At 68.1% G+C, this 16,846-nt stretch carries 15 protein-coding genes; 5 read left to right on the forward strand and 10 right to left on the reverse strand.

Translation table 11 applies throughout. The features are described 5' to 3' along the window. Window positions 1-34 precede the first annotated feature (34 nt). From AB4851_RS18765 to gloA, 4 genes are all read left to right on the forward strand, one after another. On the forward strand, window positions 35-1,390 hold the full coding sequence (locus tag AB4851_RS18765; RefSeq protein ID WP_414451011.1) for a peptidylprolyl isomerase: 1,356 nt from the start codon (window positions 35-37) through the stop codon (window positions 1,388-1,390). An 11-nt stretch (window positions 1,391-1,401) separates the two neighbouring features. Next, the gene (gene pdxA / locus AB4851_RS18770; RefSeq protein WP_414451012.1) at window positions 1,402-2,391 is read left to right on the forward strand and encodes a 4-hydroxythreonine-4-phosphate dehydrogenase PdxA; all 990 of its coding nucleotides are present in this window, start codon (window positions 1,402-1,404) and stop codon (window positions 2,389-2,391) included. Window positions 2,392-2,428: 37 nt separating this feature from the next. Then, complete coding sequence (rsmA, locus tag AB4851_RS18775) at window positions 2,429-3,250, forward strand: 16S rRNA (adenine(1518)-N(6)/adenine(1519)-N(6))-dimethyltransferase RsmA (protein WP_414443048.1); 822 nt, start codon at window positions 2,429-2,431, stop codon at window positions 3,248-3,250. Window positions 3,251-3,336: 86 nt separating this feature from the next. After that, complete coding sequence (gene gloA / locus AB4851_RS18780) at window positions 3,337-3,738, forward strand: lactoylglutathione lyase (RefSeq protein ID WP_414443047.1); 402 nt, start codon at window positions 3,337-3,339, stop codon at window positions 3,736-3,738. A gap of 76 nt (window positions 3,739-3,814) precedes the next feature. Here the strand turns inward: gloA and AB4851_RS18785 are convergent, their stop codons facing one another. The 5 genes from AB4851_RS18785 to glyQ form a co-directional block, all read right to left on the reverse strand. Further along, window positions 3,815-4,657 (reverse strand): M48 family metallopeptidase, encoded by an 843-nt coding sequence (locus AB4851_RS18785; RefSeq protein ID WP_414451013.1) that lies wholly within the window; start codon window positions 4,655-4,657, stop codon window positions 3,815-3,817. Window positions 4,658-4,702: 45 nt separating this feature from the next. Then, on the reverse strand, window positions 4,703-5,482 hold the full coding sequence (locus AB4851_RS18790; RefSeq protein WP_414451014.1) for a lysophospholipid acyltransferase family protein: 780 nt from the start codon (window positions 5,480-5,482) through the stop codon (window positions 4,703-4,705). A 70-nt stretch (window positions 5,483-5,552) separates the two neighbouring features. Further along, entirely contained in the window at window positions 5,553-6,107 is a 555-nt protein-coding gene (gene gmhB / locus AB4851_RS18795; RefSeq protein WP_414443044.1) for a D-glycero-beta-D-manno-heptose 1,7-bisphosphate 7-phosphatase, read from the reverse strand. Window positions 6,108-6,144: 37 nt separating this feature from the next. After that, window positions 6,145-8,244, reverse strand: a complete 2,100-nt coding sequence (gene glyS / locus AB4851_RS18800; RefSeq protein ID WP_414451015.1) for a glycine--tRNA ligase subunit beta — start codon at window positions 8,242-8,244, stop codon at window positions 6,145-6,147. Window positions 8,245-8,260: 16 nt separating this feature from the next. Next, window positions 8,261-9,265, reverse strand: coding sequence for a glycine--tRNA ligase subunit alpha (gene glyQ / locus AB4851_RS18805; RefSeq protein WP_414443042.1), 1,005 nt, complete (start codon window positions 9,263-9,265; stop codon window positions 8,261-8,263). Between the two features lie 363 nt (window positions 9,266-9,628). Here glyQ and AB4851_RS18810 point away from each other — a divergent pair, with 363 nt between their 5' ends. After that, a complete protein-coding gene (locus tag AB4851_RS18810; RefSeq protein WP_414451016.1) occupies window positions 9,629-11,305 on the forward strand; it encodes a tetratricopeptide repeat protein in 1,677 nt (558 codons plus the stop codon). A gap of 40 nt (window positions 11,306-11,345) precedes the next feature. On the opposite strand, the gene lnt is transcribed toward AB4851_RS18810, so the two are convergent. The 5 genes from lnt to AB4851_RS18835 all read right to left on the reverse strand — a co-directional run bounded on the left by lnt (window position 11,346) and on the right by AB4851_RS18835 (window position 16,846). Continuing rightward, the gene (gene lnt, locus AB4851_RS18815) at window positions 11,346-12,974 is read right to left on the reverse strand and encodes an apolipoprotein N-acyltransferase (RefSeq protein WP_414451017.1); all 1,629 of its coding nucleotides are present in this window, start codon (window positions 12,972-12,974) and stop codon (window positions 11,346-11,348) included. Between the two features lie 37 nt (window positions 12,975-13,011). Next, complete coding sequence (locus tag AB4851_RS18820) at window positions 13,012-13,896, reverse strand: HlyC/CorC family transporter (protein ID WP_414451018.1); 885 nt, start codon at window positions 13,894-13,896, stop codon at window positions 13,012-13,014. Between the two features lie 190 nt (window positions 13,897-14,086). Continuing rightward, a complete protein-coding gene (locus tag AB4851_RS18825; RefSeq protein WP_414451019.1) occupies window positions 14,087-14,719 on the reverse strand; it encodes a gamma-glutamylcyclotransferase in 633 nt (210 codons plus the stop codon). A 34-nt stretch (window positions 14,720-14,753) separates the two neighbouring features. Continuing rightward, window positions 14,754-15,545, reverse strand: coding sequence for an rRNA maturation RNase YbeY (ybeY, locus tag AB4851_RS18830; protein WP_414451020.1), 792 nt, complete (start codon window positions 15,543-15,545; stop codon window positions 14,754-14,756). Window positions 15,546-15,796: 251 nt separating this feature from the next. After that, window positions 15,797-16,846 carry a PhoH family protein gene (locus AB4851_RS18835; protein WP_414443037.1) on the reverse strand — a complete coding sequence of 350 codons (1,050 nt, stop codon included), beginning with the start codon at window positions 16,844-16,846 and terminating at the stop codon, window positions 15,797-15,799.

The raw sequence follows: 16,846 nt of genomic DNA on the forward strand, positions 1-16,846 counted from the left end.
AGCCCAGCCTGCTTTCAATGGAGTTTCCGTGGCAATGAAGAAATCCCTTCGCTTCGCAGCAATCGTGTCCGGTCTGGTTGCCGTCATGTCGCTGCTGTCCGTCACCCCGGCGGTCGCGCAGGCGCTCGGCGCGCAAGGCGCGACGCTGGCCGACGAAGTCGTGGCGGTCGTCAACGACGGCGTGATCACGGGCCGCGAGCTCGATCAGCGCGTCAGCCTGATCTCGCGCCGCCTGCAACAGCAGAACTCCCCGGTGCCCCCGATGGACGAACTGCGCTCGCAGGTGCTGAACCAGATGGTGGTGGAGCGCATCCAGTTGCAGAAGGCGAAGGAAGACGGCATCACCGTGACCGATGCAACCGTGCAAAGCACGCTGCAACGTCTCGCCGCGGCCAACAACATGACGCTCGACCAGTACCAGGCTCAGCTCGAGAAGCTCGGCGTGCCCTGGAGCACGTTCGTCGGCGATGCGCGCAACGAACTGCTGCTGTCGCGCCTGCGCGAGAAGGAAGTCGACAGCAAGATCACCGTGACCGATTCCGAAGTGGCGGCCTACATCGCCAGCCAGCGCGGCCCGAACGCCGGTTCGCAGCAGGACGTGCGGCTCGAGCATATCTTCGTCGCCGCGCCGCAGAACGCGCCGGAAGCGCAGATCGACACCGCCCAGAAGAAGGCCGACGCGCTGCTCAAGCAGGCGCTCGCCTCGGGCACGAACTTCGAGAAGCTCGCCAAGAGCGATTCGGAAGCGAAGGACGCGAAAACAGGCGGCGATCTCGGCTTCAAGTCGCAAAGCGCGCTGCCGGCCGACGTCGTGCAGGCCGTCGCGCAACTGCGTCCCGGCCAGGTCAATCCGGCCCTGATCCGTGTGCCGGACGGCTTCGAAATCGTGCGTCTGGTCGACCGTCGCCCGGCGGCGGGCACCGCGGGCGCGTCGCCGAAGATCGTGCAAACCCACGTGCGCCACATCCTGCTGCGCGTCGGCGACGGCAAGTCCGAAGCCCAGGCACGCCAGCAACTGATCGACATTCGTAACCAGGTCGCGGCCGGCGGCGATTTCGCCAACTTCGCGCGTACCTATTCGCAAGACGGTTCGGCCTCGCAAGGCGGCGACCTCGGCTGGATCAGCCCGGGCGAGACGGTGCCGGAATTCGAACGCGCCATGAACCAGCTTCAGGACGGCCAGGTCAGCCAGCCGGTGCGCAGCGAATACGGTTACCACTTGATCCAGGTGCTGGGCCGCCGCGATGCGGAAGGTTCGGTGCAGAAGCAGATGGATATCGCCCGTCAGGCGATCGGCCAGCGCAAGGCCGAGCAGGCATATGCCGACTGGCTGCGCGAGCTGCGCGATTCGTCCTACGTGCAGATCAAGAACGCGCCGCTGGCGAACTGAGCCGTACCGCCATGTCCGACGCCCCGCTGCGCATCGCGATCACCACCGGCGAGCCGGCCGGCGTCGGTCCCGAGCTGTGCGCGCGGGCGCTGACGGAAGCGGCCACCCGCTGGCCCGACGCGCATTTCGCGGTGTTGTGCGACGCGGCCCTGTTCGCCGAGCGCGCGCAGGCCGCCGGCGTTGATCCCGCGGTGCTCGGCATCGGCGGCGGCGTCGACATCGTGCACCGGCCGCTGGCCGTGCCGTCGCAGGCAGGCCGGCTCGATGCGGCCAACGGCCTGTATGTGCTCGGCCTGCTCGACGCCGCGATCGATGGCGCCACGGCTGGCGAGTACGACGCGATCGTCACCGCGCCGCTGCAGAAAAGCACCATCAACGATGCCGGCGTGCCGTTCACCGGCCATACCGAATACCTGGCCGAGCGTACCGGCACCGCGCGCGTCGTCATGATGCTGGCGGGCACCGGCGAACGGCCGCTGCGCGTCGCGCTGGCCACCACGCACCTGCCGCTCAAGGACGTATCCGCCGCGCTGACCATCGACGGGCTGGTCGACACGCTGGCCATCATCGATCGCGACCTGCGCCGTCATTTCGGCCTCGCCGCGCCACGCATCCTCGTGACCGGCCTGAACCCGCACGCGGGCGAGAACGGTTATCTGGGCCGCGAGGAAATCGACGTGATCTCGCCGGCGCTCGCGCAGGCCCAGGCGCGCGGCATCGATGCGCGCGGCCCGTATCCGGCCGACACCTTGTTCCAGCCACGCCATCTCGAACACGCCGATTGCGTGCTCGCGATGTTTCATGACCAGGGCCTGCCGGTCCTGAAGTACGCGACGTTCGGCGAAGGCATCAACGTCACGCTCGGCCTGCCGATCGTGCGGACCTCGGTCGATCACGGCACCGCGCTCGATCTGGCCGGCACCGGCCGCGCCGATTGCGGCAGCCTGATCGCCGCGCTCGATACCGCCGTGGCGATGGCACGTCACCGTCGCGCCGGCTGAAGCAGCCGTCACACCTTTTTCGTTTTTTTCGTTTTCGATGTCGAACAGCAGACAGCACCAGGGACACTTCGCGCGCAAGCGCTTCGGGCAGAACTTTCTCGTCGATCACGGCGTGATCGATTCGATCGTCAGGACGATTCGTCCCGTGCGAGGCGAGCGCATGGTCGAAATCGGGCCGGGCCTCGGTGCACTCACCGGCCCCGTGATCGAATGCCTCGCCACCGCCGAATCGCCGCTGCATGCGGTCGAACTCGATCGCGACCTGATCGGCCGCCTCAAGCAGCGCTTCGGCGAGCTGCTCGAACTGCACGCCGGCGATGCGCTGGCGTTCGACTTCGGCGCGCTGGCGCTGCCCGGCGACAAGCCCACGCTGCGCATCATCGGCAACCTGCCGTACAACATCTCCAGCCCGCTGCTGTTCCATCTGATGACGTTTGCCGAACGCGTCGTCGATCAGCACTTCATGTTGCAGAACGAGGTGGTCGAGCGGATGGTGGCCGAGCCGGGCTCGAAGGCGTTCAGCCGCTTGTCCGTGATGCTGCAATACCGCTACGTGATGGACAAGATGCTCGACGTGCCGCCCGAGTCGTTCCAGCCGCCGCCGAAGGTCGATTCGGCGATCGTGCGGATGATTCCGTACGCGCCGCACGAAATCGCGCCGGTCGATGTCGAGGTGCTCGGCGAGGTGGTCACGGCCGCGTTCTCGCAGCGCCGCAAGATGTTGCGCAACACGCTGCATGGGTATCGCGACACGGTGGATTTCGATGCGCTCGGTTTCGATCTGGCGCGTCGCGCCGAGGATGTCGGCGTGGCCGAATACGTCGATCTGGCGCAACGCGTGGCGGCCGCGCGCGCATAAGGTGTTCGCGGCGCGCCCGGCGAACATCGGCCGGGTCTGGTAAATTCGGCCGTTCCCAAAAAACAGTCCCCACGGAGTCCCTCATCATGCGAATGCTGCACACCATGCTGCGCGTCGGCGATCTCGACCGCTCGATCAAGTTCTATACGGAACTGCTCGGAATGAAGCTGCTGCGCCGCCACGACTACCCGGAAGGCAAGTTCACGCTGGCCTTCGTCGGTTACGAGGACGAAACCACGGGCACGGTGCTCGAGCTGACCCATAACTGGGATACCTCGTCGTACGAGCTCGGCACCGGCTACGGCCACATCGCCCTCGAAGTCGACGATGCCTACGCGGCCTGCGACGCCATCAAGGCGCAGGGCGGCAAGGTCACGCGCGAGGCCGGCCCGATGAAGCACGGCAAGACCGTGATCGCCTTCGTCGAAGATCCGGACGGCTACAAGATCGAGTTCATCCAGGCCGGCACGCGCGGCTCGCGCGACTGAACGGTTGGCCGGCAGTTGCCCATGAAAAAAGCGCCCCGCGGGGCGCTTTTTCGTTGTGGGGTGCGTGAGCGGGCGCCTACAGCGCCGGCAGCAACTCGGGCGGATGGTTCTTGAGCGTGTGCCGCGCCTCGCGGAATTCCGGGAAGATCGATTCGACCGTTTGCCAGAACGCCGGGCTGTGGTTCATCTCGCGCAGATGCGAAAGCTCGTGCGCCACCACGTAATCGATGATCGAGATCGGGAAGTGCACGAGCCGCCAGTTCAGGCGGATCTTGCCGTCGCTCGAACAACTGCCCCAGCGCGTGGAGGCCGACGACAGCGCGTAGGCGCTGTAGCTGACGCCGAGCTTTTCGGCGTACACCACGAGCCGCTCGCCGAACACGCGCTTCGCCTCGCCCTGCAGCCAGCCCTGCACGCGATCCTTGATCTGCTGCGCGTCGGCATGCGCGGGCAGCCCCAGCGCGAGCACCGCGCGTTCGGCGTGGTAGGTGAGCGTGCCGTCGGCCGAGGCCAGGGCGATTTCCACCGGCTTGCCGAGGTACGGAAGGCGCGCGCCGTCCTTCCAGTCGATCTGCGGCAGCGCGCGTTGCTCGATGCGGGTTTGCCATTCGGCCAGCTTGGCGAAGATCCAGCGGCGCTTCTCGGCGATCGCCGCCTCGACGTCGGCCAGCGTGACCCAGCGCGGCGCCGTGATGGTGAGGCCGCTGCCGTCGATCGCAAAGCCGATCGTGCGGCGTGCGGAGCGCCGCAACCGGTATTCGAGCACGCGCCCGTCGAGCGTCAGCTTGCGCAGCGAGCGGTCGCGCTCCGGCGACGGCGATGCGGACGGCGAGGGCGGCGGGCCGTCGAACAGCGGCAGATCGAGTTGGTGATGATCGAGTGCGACCACGGCGGGCCGCGGCCTGGGACGCTTGGGCATCAGATCGATTCGTTTGGCAGTACGCAATATGAATGAAACCTTGAATCAGGATCGTGCGGCGTGTGCCGGAGGTGTACCGCCGTCCGCGCCACCGCTTTCGTGGCGGTAGGCTTCGGGATCGATGCGGCGCATTTCCGCTTCGATCCATTGCTCGACGCGCGTGTTCAACTCGTCGGGGCTCAGGCCGCGCGAATCGATCGGCTTGCCGATCGACACCGTGACTATACCCGGATACTTGGTGAACGAATTACGTGGCCAGACGCGTCCCGCGTTGTGGGCGATCGGCACGACCGGGGCGCCTGCGCCCACCGCGAAGCGGGCGCCGCCCGTCTTGTATTTGCCCTGGCGGCCGGTGGGCGTGCGCGTGCCTTCGGGGAACATGATCACCCACGCGCCTTCCGAGAGCCGCTTCTTGCCCTGGCGGATCACCGAATCGAAGGCGTACTTGCCTTCCTTGCGGTTGATGTTGACCATGTGCAGCAGGCCGAGCGCCCAGCCGAAGAACGGCACGTAGAGCAGCTCGCGCTTGAACACGTAACAGAGCGGGCGCGGCATCAGCGCCGGGAAGGCCAGCGTTTCCCAGGCCGATTGATGCTTCGAGAGCAGCACGGCGGGGCCGTCCGGCAGGTTTTCCATGCCCTCGATGCGGTAGCGGATGCCGTTCAGCACGCGCACCACGAAGAGCGTCGAACGGCACCAGCCGGCCGCCATCCAGTAGCGTGCGTCGGGGCGCAGGAACGGGAACGCGATGAAGCACGCGGTCGCATACGGCACCGTGTACAGCACGAGATAGAGAAGCAGCAACAGCGAACGGATGATGAGCATCGGCTTGGTTCGGACGTAGGCGAAACAGCGGAAACGACGGGAACGGAGGAGCGGGTGGCGCGCCGTCAGATCAGCCCGGCTCCCGTGACAGGAAATCGAGCGCGAACGCGCGCAGGTCGTCGTGCACGCGCGTGCCCTCGGGCAGGTTGCCGGCCGCGAGCGTTTTGCGGCCCTTGCCCGTGAGCACCAGATGCGGCCGGAAGCCGACCGCGACGCCGGCTTGCAGGTCGCGCAGCGAATCGCCGACGATCGGCGTTTCGTCCGCGTCGATCTCGAAGCGCTCCGAGATCATCGTCATCATGCCCGGCTTCGGCTTGCGGCAATCGCAGTTGTCGTTGGCCGTGTGCGGGCAGTAGAACACCGCGTCGATGCGCGCGCCGACCGTGGCGGCAGCCTTGTGCATCTTCAGATGCATGGCGTTGAGCGCCGCCATGTCGAACAGCCCGCGGCCGATGCCCGACTGGTTGGTCGCGACCACCACGCGGTAGCCCGCGTGGTTGAGCCGTGCGATCGCTTCGAGGCTGCCGGGCAGCGCGATCCACTCGTCGGGCGTCTTGATGAACGCATCCGAATCGACGTTGATGACGCCGTCCCGGTCGAGGACGACGAGCTTGCGGTGGGGCATGACGTTCTCCTGGCGCGCGTGACGTGGGGCGTGCCGCTTACGCGGCGAGCTTCGAGATGTCGGCGACGCAGTTCATCTGCTGATGCAGCGCCGACAGCAGCGCGAGGCGGTTCGCGCGCAGCGCGGGGTCCTCGGCGTTGACCATCACGTCGTTGAAGAAGGTATCGACCGGCGCGCGCAGCGCGGCGAGCGCCGACAGCGCGCCCGTGTAGTCGCGTGCGGCCAGTTGCGACTGCACGCGCGGCGTGACTTCCGCCAGTTGCGCGGCGAGCGCCTGTTCGGCCGGCTCGGCCAGCAGGGCCGGTTGAACTTCGCCCGGCGCACCGCCTTCCGACTTCTTCAGGATGTTCGAGATCCGCTTGTTGGCCGCGGCGAGCGCTTCCGCTTCGGCCAGACGCGTGAACTCGCGCACCGCATCGAGGCGGGCGATCAGGTCGTCGACGCGCGTCGGTTCGAGGCCGAGCACGGCTTCGATCTCGCCCGTCGAGTAGCCGCGCTCGCGCAGGATGCCGCGCAGGCGGTCGAGGAAGAACGCGTAGATCGCGGCGGTCGAATCGGCCACGCCGTCGATGCCGGCGAAGCTCGCGTAGGCCGTGCGCAGCAGTTCGACGAGGTCGAGCGGCAACTGCTTTTCGAGCAGCAGGCGCAGCACGCCGAGCGCGTGACGGCGCAGCGCGAACGGGTCCTTCTCGCCCGTGGGCGCGAGGCCGATGCCCCAGATGCCGACGATGGTTTCGAGCTTGTCGGCCAGCGCAACCGCCGTGCTGACCGGCGCGGCCGGCAGCGTGTCGCCGGAGAAGCGCGGCTGGTAATGCTCGGTGCAGGCGACGGCGACTTCGTCCGGCTCGCCGTCGTGGCGCGCGTAGTAGGTGCCCATCGTGCCTTGCAGCTCGGGGAACTCGCCCACCATGTCGGTCAGCAGGTCGGCCTTGGCGAGGCGCGCGGCGCGTTGCGCGAGTGCGGCATCGGCGCCGACGGCCGGTGCGATTTGCGCGGCGATCGATTCGATCCGCTCGACGCGCGCGAGCTGCGAGCCGAGCTTGTTGTGATAGACGACGTTGGCCAGGCGCGGCACGCGATCGGCGAGGCGGGTCTTTTTATCGGTCTCGAAGAAGAACTTCGCATCGGCCAGGCGCGGGCGCACCACGCGCTCGTTGCCTTCGACGATGTCGCCCGGCGTGGGCGTCTCGATGTTCGAGACGATCAGGAAGCGCGAGCGCAGCTTGCCGGCGGCATCGGTCAGCGCGAAATACTTCTGGTTGGTCTGCATCGTCAGGATCAGGCATTCCTGAGGCACGTCCAGGAATTCGTCCTCGAAGTTGCAGGCATACACCACCGGCCATTCGACCAGCGCGTTGACCTCGTCGAGCAGCGCTTCGGGCATCACCACCGTGTCGCTTTCGGCATGGGCAGCGAGCGCCGTGCGGATCGATTCGCGGCGGTCGACGAAGTGCGCGATCACGCGGCCCTTCTCGCGCAGCGTATCGGCATAGGTTTCAGCCGAGCGGATCGCGACGGCGCCCGTCGACAGGAAGCGGTGGCCGAGCGTGGTGTCGCCGGCGTCGATGCCGAACGCGGTGACCGGCACGACCTGCGTGTCGTGCAGCACGGTCAGGCGCAGCACCGGGCGCACGAAGCGCACGTCGGTGCCGTCCGGGCGTTGATACGTCATCACCTTCGGGATCGGCAGCTTGGCGAGCGTGTCGTCGAGCGCGGCCTGCAGGCCGTCGGCCAGTTGCGCGCCGGGCGCCGAGTAGTTGATGAAGAACGCTTCGGCCTTGCCGTCCTGGGCGCGTTCGAGCGAATCGATGGCGAGGTCGGGGTGGCCGAGCGCCGCGAGCTTCTTCGCGAGCGGCGGGGTGGGCTTGCCTTCGGCGTCGAGCGCGACCGACACGGGCAGCACTTTCTCGCGAACCTGGCGATCCGGCGCGACGGCGCGCACGTTGCGGATCACCACGGCCAGGCGGCGCGGCGTGGCGTAGCGTTCGAACACGGGTTCGCCGTCGGTCAGGTCGCGCGCGGCGAGGCGCTGCGCGAGGCCTTCGGCAAAGGCGTCGCCGAGGCGGGCGAGCGCCTTCGGCGGCAGTTCCTCGGTCAGCAGTTCGACGAGGAGGGGAGCGGTATGGGTGTGCGTCATGGTGGGAGGAATCTCGTCAGTCCTTGTCGATCTTGCGTTCGGCCTTCAGGGGCGGAACCCAGCCCGGCTGGGCCGCGTCGGCGGCCGTGGCGAGGCCCGGCACGCCGCGCACCGGATTGCCGATCATCGGGAAGCCGAGCGCCTCGCGCGATTCGTAGTAGGACTGCGCCACGAGCCGCGACAGCGCGCGAATCCGGCCGATGTAGGCCGCGCGCTCGGTGACCGAGATCGCGCCGCGTGCGTCGAGCAGGTTGAACGTGTGGCCGGCCTTCAACACGAGTTCGTAGGCGGGCAGCGCGAGCTTCGCCTCGATCATCCGTTTCGCTTCGGCTTCGTAGCTGTTGAAGAACGTGAACAGCAGATCGACGTTGGCGTGCTCGAAGTTGTAGGTCGATTGCTCGACTTCGTTCTGGTGATACACGTCGCCGTAGGTCAGGCGGCGCAGTTCCGGGCCGTTCGGGCCGAGTTCTTCCCACTCCGTCCAGATCAGGTCGTAGACGTTTTCCACCTTCTGCAGATACATCGCGAGGCGTTCGAGCCCGTACGTGATCTCGCCGAGCACCGGCTTGCAATCGAGGCCGCCGGCCTGCTGGAAATACGTGAACTGCGTGACTTCCATGCCGTTCAGCCAGACTTCCCAGCCGAGGCCCCAGGCGCCGAGCGTGGGGTTCTCCCAGTCGTCCTCGACGAAGCGCACGTCGTTCTGCTTCAGGTCGAAGCCGAGCGCTTCAAGCGAGCCGAGGTAGAGATCGAGGATGTTCTCCGGGGCCGGCTTCATCACCACCTGATACTGGTAGTAGTGCTGCAGGCGGTTCGGGTTCGCGCCGTAGCGGCCGTCCTTCGGGCGGCGCGACGGTTGCACGTAGGCGGCGCGCCACGGCTCGGGGCCGATCGCGCGCAGGAACGTGTGAACGTGCGAGGTGCCTGCGCCGACTTCCATGTCGATGGGCTGGAGCAGGGCACAACCCTGTTTGTCCCAGTAGGACTGGAGCGTCAGGATGATTTGTTGAAACGTGAGCATGAGGGGCCTTCGTAGGCGCTGGGCGTTCCGACGGGGGCTGGCGCGAGGCGACTCGGACCGGCGCTCCAGTCCGGTGCGCGGCTTGGATGGGCGTAAAACGCGTAATTTTACCGGATCGGCGCGACCGTGACGCCGGAACGGCCGGCACGCGTGTCGAGGCGCGAATCTTGCGCGGTATGGCGGCGCGCCGCACGGATGCGCGACGCGTTCGCGCGAGGCGGCGAGCGTGCCTCGTGAGCGTGTCGCGAGCGCATGCGCGATACAGCGGGCAGGCGTCGCGCACGTCGCTGTCGATGCGGCATAACAGCGCGGTAAGATGCATTCCATTGCCCTGTCCGCCGATGCCCGGCCCCCATGCCCGCCATGTTCAGACCGCCCGTCGATTCGCAGTTCCCGCTCTATCCGTCCTTGCTCGAATTCCTCCGCGAAGCCGTGGCGGCGACCGAATCCGGCCGCACCGAGGCGCGCGCCTTATGGCTCGACGCGGCCTCGCGGCTGCATGCGCTCGATTACGAATCGCTCGCGCGGCTCACCGTCACGCTGCTCGAACAGCAGCGCTACGGCGATGCGGCCGAGTTCGCGGCCTGCGTGTGGCGCATCGAGCCGGAGGTGGCCGCGCTGGCGTTCAATTGCGGCTATGCGCTGCAGATGGGCGGCCGTCACGCCGAGGCGATCGTGCCGTACCGGCGCGTGCTCGAACTGATGCCCGACTGGCCGTCGCTGCGCAACAACCTGGCGATCGCGGTGCGGATCACGGGCGGCGATCCGGCCGAGGAGCTGGCCTTGCTGGAGCAGGCCGTCGCGGCCAACCCGCGCGACGAGCAGGCCTGGATCAACCTGGTGGTGTCCTACCGCGCGCGTTACGACCTCGAACGTTCGGTGGCCGCGGCCGAACGCGCGCTGGAACTGGCGCCGGACAGCGCGCTGGCCCAGAACAACGCGTCGTGCGCCTACAAGGAAGCGCAGCGCTGGGACGACGCCGAGCGCTGCGCGCAGCGCGCGCTGGCGCTGTCGCCCGACGATGAAACATTCCGCTTCAATCTCGGCATCATCCAGCTCGTGCGCGGCAATTTCGCCGACGGCTGGTTTGGCCACGAATCGCGCTGGCACGGTTCGAGCGAGTTGCGCGGCACGCGCCCGACCATGGCCGCGCCGCGCTGGCATGGCGAATCGCTGGCCGGCAAGACCTTGCTGGTGTGGGGCGAACAGGGCATGGGCGACCTGCTGCAACTGGCGCGCACGATTCCGCTGCTGGCCGCGCGCGTGCATCGCGAGGGCGGGCGGCTGGTGTGGAATTCGTTCGCGCAGATGGGCGCGCTGCTCTCGCGCAGCCTCGGCCAGCATGTCGAGCTGTACAGCAACGACGGCGCGATCGAGCATCTGCCCGCCGCCGATTACCAAGTGCCGATCGGCAGCGTGCCCTGGCAGCTCGGTCTGCCCGATGCGGCGGCCGGCGCCAACGTGCCGTATCTGATGGCCGACCCGGGCGCCGTCGATGCATGGCGCACCCGCTTCGAGGCCGAGGCGCCGCCCGGCGAACGGCTGCGCGTCGGCCTCGCGTGGACGGGCAGCCCGTCGCATCAGCGCAATCCGTTCCGGCGCGTCGGCATCGAGCGTTACGCGGCCGCGTTCGCGGGCGTCGAGGGCGTGACGTTTCATTCGCTGCAGCCGGGCCTCGGCGCGGAGGTGGAGACGGCGCGCGCGGCGGGTTTGCCGATCGTCGATCACAGCGCCGAATGGCGGAATTTCGACGACACGGCCGCCTACGTCGGCGCGCTCGATCTGGTGATCACATGCTGCACGTCGATGGCGCACCTGAGCGGCGCGGTGGGACAGGCGACCTGGGTGCTGCTCGACGTGAATCCGCATTGGGTGTGGCAACTGGAGCGGCGCGACAGCCCGCTCTATCCGTCGGCCACGCTGTATCGCCAGCCGGCGTTCCTGCAATGGGCGCCGGTGCTCGACGCGGTCGCGCAGGACCTGCGCGCGCTGGCCGGGGCCGGCAGCGCGTGGTCGGATGCGGCCGATGCAGGCCGCTGACGCGTGAGCGGGTGGGTGGCGGGAGCGGCTACGCGTGCGTTCAGCCGCGCGCGCCGCGGCGCAGGCGCGGCCCGATCGCGAAGGCGAGCGCGAGCAGCACGAGCGCCACGCCCAGCACGATGGCATTGCCGTTCGCGACGAACGGCGTGATGCCCTGGGTGCCTTCCACGGTGACGTCGATCGCGCCGATCGTGAACGGCTTGAGCTGGTCGAGCACGCGGCCGTGCGCGTCGATCGCGGCCGTCATGCCGGTGTTGGTCGCGCGCAGCATCGGCCGGCCCGTTTCGAGCGAGCGCATCCGCGCGATCTGCAGATGCTGGTCGAGCGCGATGGTGTCGCCGAACCAGGCGAGGTTGGTCACGTTCACGAGGATGCCCGGCGACGGCGCGTTTTCGCGCACGGTTGCGGCAATGCCCTCACCGAACAGATCCTCGTAGCATATGTCGGCCATCACCGGCTGGTTGTGGACCAGGAACGGCTTCTGCACCAGCGCGCCGCGCGCGAAATCGCCGAGCGGCATCTTCATCAGGTTGACGAACCAGTGGAAGCCCCACGGGATGAACTCGCCGAACGGCACCAGGTGGTGCTTGTCGTAGTGGTAGATGTCCATCGAGCCGGGCGTCACGCCATACAGGCTGTTGGTGTAGTCGACGACGCTGCCGTCGGGCAGGATCGTGTCGCCCACCGCGCCGAACAGCACCGAGGTGCCGGTCTTGTCGACGAAGCTGCGCACCGCCTTGGCGAACGGCAGCGGCAGATCCTGGATCATCACCGCGATCGCCGTTTCGGGCGTGACCACCAGGTCGGCCGGCCGCTCGGTGATCATCTTCGTGTACATCTTGATGGCGGCGTCGATGCCGGCCTGCTCGAACTTGACGTCCTGCTTGACGTTGCCTTGCAGCAGCCGCACGTGCAGCGGTTGATTCTCGGGCTTGGTCCACGGCACCATCGGCAGCAGCAGGCCGATCGCGACCAGCGCCACGGCCAGCGTGGCCGGCGCGAGCGGGCCGCTCAAGGCCGTGCCGCGCCCGCGGCGCGCGCTGACGACCGCGTTGATCACCAGCGCCGCGAACAGCGCGAGCACCCAGCCCACGCCGTATACGCCGGCCACCGGCGCGTAGCCGGCGAACGGGCCGTCGACCTGCGCATAGCCGCTCGCGAGCCACGGAAAGCCGGTGAACACGGTGCCGCGCGCCCATTCGCCGAGCGCCCAGGCGCTGGCGAACGCCAACGCGCCGTGCCAGCTCGGCGCGAACGTGCGGCCCGCGCCCCGGCCCGAGGCAAGCGCCCAGATCAGCGCGGACAGCGCCGGATACACGCACAGGTACAAGCAGAACAGCGCGAGCGCGCCGCCCGCGATCCAGGCCGCCATCTCGCCATACACGTGCATGCTGATATAGAGCCACCAGATGCCGGTCAGGAAGTTGCCGAAGCCGAACGCCGCGCCGGTCAGCGTGGCCTGCCAGCGCGTGCCGGTGCGCGCGAGCTGCGCAAAGAACCACACGAACACCAGCAGTTGCAGCCAGCCGCCGTGCGGCGTGGGCGCGAAGCTCAGCGTGTTGGCCGCGCCGGCCAGCAGGGCCGCCGGGAAGTGCCAACGGGGCAGCGCGCGGCGGTCCGCCGCGAAGGTGGCGGCGCGCGGCGCGCGGGGCGTGAACGATTCGGCCATGGGGTCGAGCAGGGGTATTGACGGGGCGGCCGGACGATCAGTCGTCGGCCAATTCGTTGCGGCGGCCGGCGAGCGGATCGCGGCGCACCAGCAGCACGTGGATCTGGCGCGCATCGCCGCGCTGGATCTCGAAGATCAGCTTGTCGAGCCGCAGCTTTTCGCCGCGATGCGGCACGCGGCCGAAGTGATGGGTGATCAGCCCGCCGATGGTGTCGACTTCCTCGTCGGAGAAATCGGTGCCGAAGTGTTCGTTGAACTGGGCGATCTCGGTGAGCGCGCGCACGCGGAAGCGGCCGTCGGGCGCCGAGATGATGTTGCCGGCTTCCTCGTCGAAGTCGTATTCGTCCTCGATGTCGCCGACGATCTGCTCCAGCACATCCTCGATGGTGATCAGGCCGGCCACGCCGCCGTATTCGTCGACCACGATCGCGAGGTGGTTGCGGTTCACGCGGAAATCGTGGAGCAGCACGTTCAGGCGCTTCGATTCCGGGATGAACACGGCCGGGCGCAGCATGCCGCGCACGTCGAATTCGTCTTCCGCGTAAAAGCGCAGCAGGTCTTTCGCGAGCAGCACGCCGATCACGTTGTCGCGGTTTTCTTCGTAGACCGGGTAGCGCGAGTGGGCCTTTTCAAGCACGAACGGGATGAAATCCTCGGGCTTGTCGGCGATGTTGAGGGCGTCCATCTGGGCGCGGGGCACCATGATGTCGCGCGCGCAGAGGTCGGAGACCTGGAACACGCCTTCGATCATCGACAGCGAATCGGCGTCGATCAGGTTGCGCTCGTGCGCGTCCTGCAGGATTTCGAGCAGCTCGCCGCGGGATTCGGGCTCGGGCGAGATGAAATCGGTCAGGCGCTCCAGCAGCGAGCGCTTTTCGGGAGGTTTGTCGGTGGACTTTCGACTGGGATACGAATCGTTCATGGTGGTGCGCCCGGGCGGACCGCAGGCGCGTTGTCACGGAGTTGGCAAGGATACACCAAGGCCACGGCGCTTCCGTGTCGGCCAAATGGCCGACGCGACGGCCTGCCTGGCGGCGTGGACCCATCCTAACCCGGAATCGGTGCAGCGCCCATCCCGGGAAAAAATGCCGTGAGCGCGCGCGCGACCCGGCTCAGGCGCAGCGGGCCAGCAGCGATTCGAGCGAGCGGTCGGGGATGCCGCTTTCGCGCAGCGCGGCCACGGTGCGGGTGACGTAGTCGAGCGTGGTGCCGTAGCGGCCTTCGGCGCAAGCGAACACGGCGCGCACCACCTCGTCGGTCAGCTTGCCGGTGTAGGTGGGCGCGTCGCGGCGCATCACGAACGCCAGCGCGCGCACGCGTTCGCCGCTGGCGAGCGTGCACGGCAGCCAGGCGGGCCGGTACGAGCCCATCGGCATTTCGCGTTTCCAGAGCGTTTCGAGATGCGGCATGGCGGTGGGGCCGGCGATGCGGAACGCCACGCCGCTGCACGAGCCGCCGCGATCGAGCGCCAGCACGAGCCCGGGCCGTTCGGCCGAGCCGCGATTGACGCGCGACCACAGATACAGCCCGCGATGGTAGCCGTGCACGCGGCCGTGCAACTGCTCGGCCACCGGCAGGCCCGGATTCCAGATCAGCGAGCCATAGCCGAACAGCCAGAGATCGGAGCGGCGGTCCCAGTCGCTCAACGACGCGTCGAGCGAAACGGCCAGCTCGTCGTCGGTCAGCAGCCTGCCGTTGCCGATCGGCGGCGGATACGCAGAGGGAACGGGGATCGGTGTGCTCACGGCCGGGCGCGGAGAAGGTGAAGGGTGGGGGCGCTTATTCGTAGGGATTCGCGAAACCGAGCTTGGCCAGCATGTCGATTTCGAGCGCTTCCATCTCGGTCGCGTCTTCCTCGCTGCGCTCATGATCGTAGCCCTGCGCATGCAGCGCGCCGTGCACCAGCAGATGCGCGTAATGCGATTGCAGCGGCTTGTTCTGCTCGGCCGCTTCCTTCTCGACCACCGGGCAGCACAGCACCAGATCGCCGATGGTCGTGCCGTCGGGCGCTTGCTCGTAGGCGAAGGTCAGCACGTTGGTGGGGTAATCCTTCTTGCGGTAGCCGCCGTTCAGCTCGCGGCCTTCCTTTTCACCGACGAAGCGCACCGTGAGCTGGGCGTCCGAGGACAGCGTGGTGGCGAGCCATTCGGCGATCAGCTTGCGCTTGGGCAAGGTCTTGCGTACTTGCGCCGTGATTTCGTCGCCGTACTGCACCACCAGTTCTAGCTCGGGCTCGACCGCCGGCTCGGATTCGTCGTCCGAGTCGCCGTCATCGTCATCGTCATCGCCTTCCGGTGCGGCTTCGGCACCGACCGACAGCGTCAGGCTGTCGTAGTGCTCGGGGCGCAGCGTCAGGATGGCGCGCTGCGAGATGTCCGCGTGCTGCGCGACGATCGCGACCGAGGCTTCGCCGGAACTGCCGGACAGATCGAACATCAGCGAACGGCCGTCGGGGAAATCGATGCGCAGGGCTTGCGCGTCGACCGTCTTGACCTTGCCACGCTCGTCGAACAGCGATACGCGCGGCGCGCTCGGGTGGGAGGCTGGATTGGCTTTGCGGGAGGATTTCATGTGGACGGCGTCGAGGGCAACCGCACGAGGATACACCAAACGGCCAGGCGTTTTGGCCGGCGCGGCGCGTGCCGGCGCGTGCGTTTTTGCGGTTCCGCAGCGCTCGCGCGGGCCGTGGCGGTGCGTGCCGACCGGTGCTGGAGCGGCCGCACCGGCAGGGCCGCGGCGGACCGACGCGCGGCTGCCTGCCTCATGGGCATCGCACGGCTCGCCCGCTGCCGGGGCGCCGGCGGCAGGCCTGCGCAGGTCGCTCAGGCGTCCTTGTGCTGGGCGTGGAACTCGTCGTAGGCCTCGACGATTCGCGCGACCAGCGGGTGACGCACCACGTCGACGCTGGTGAAGCGCGTGAGCGCGATCCCGCGCACCTGCGTCAGCACCTGCTGCGCTTCGACCAGGCCGCTCTTGTGGCCGCGCGGCAGGTCGATCTGGGTGGTGTCGCCGGTGACGACGGCCTTCGAGCCGAAACCGATCCGCGTCAGGAACATCTTCATCTGCTCGGGCGTGGTGTTCTGCGCCTCGTCGAGGATGATGAACGCGTGGTTCAGCGTCCGGCCGCGCATGTAGGCCAGCGGCGCGATTTCGATCATCTGGCGCTCGAACATCTTGGCCGTCTTGTCGAAACCGAGCAGATCGTAGAGCGCGTCGTAGAGCGGGCGCAGGTACGGATCGATTTTCTGCGACAGATCGCCGGGCAGGAAGCCCAGCCGTTCGCCGGCCTCGACGGCGGGACGCGTCAGCACGATGCGCTTGACCTGATCGCGCTCCAGCGCGTCGACGGCGCAGGCCACGGCCAGGTAGGTCTTGCCGGTGCCGGCCGGCCCGACGCCGAACGTCACGTCGTGCGCGAGGATCTGCTTCAGGTACTCGCGTTGCGCCGGGGTGCGGCCGCGCAGGTCGGCGCGGCGCGTGTAGAGCTTGGGCGTCGGCTCCTCGCCGGGGGCGTCGGCATCGGCGGCCAGCGCGGGCGCGTCGTCGAACGGACGGTCGGGATCGCCGCGAAAGCGCACGTCCGGCGCGCTGTCCGCCGCGCCGTTGCCGAGGTGGCGCGTCTCGACCAGAGCGAGCTGGATGTCGTCGAGCGACAGCGGATCGCGCGCGCGGTTGTAGAAGTTCTCGAGCGCGGCGAGCGCGAGCTTCGCACCACGGCCGCGGATCGAGATCCGGTGGCCGCGCCGCTGCAGCGTCACGTCGAGCGCCTGCTCGATCTGGCGCAGGTTTTCGTCCAGCGGGCCGCAAAGGTTGGCGAGGCGCGCGTTGTCATCGCGCGGGGCGGTGAATTCCAGGGCTTGGGTCGGCTTCAA

The organism is Burkholderia sp. 22PA0099, from assembly GCF_047497165.1.
Taxonomy (GTDB): Bacteria; Pseudomonadota; Gammaproteobacteria; order Burkholderiales; family Burkholderiaceae; genus Burkholderia.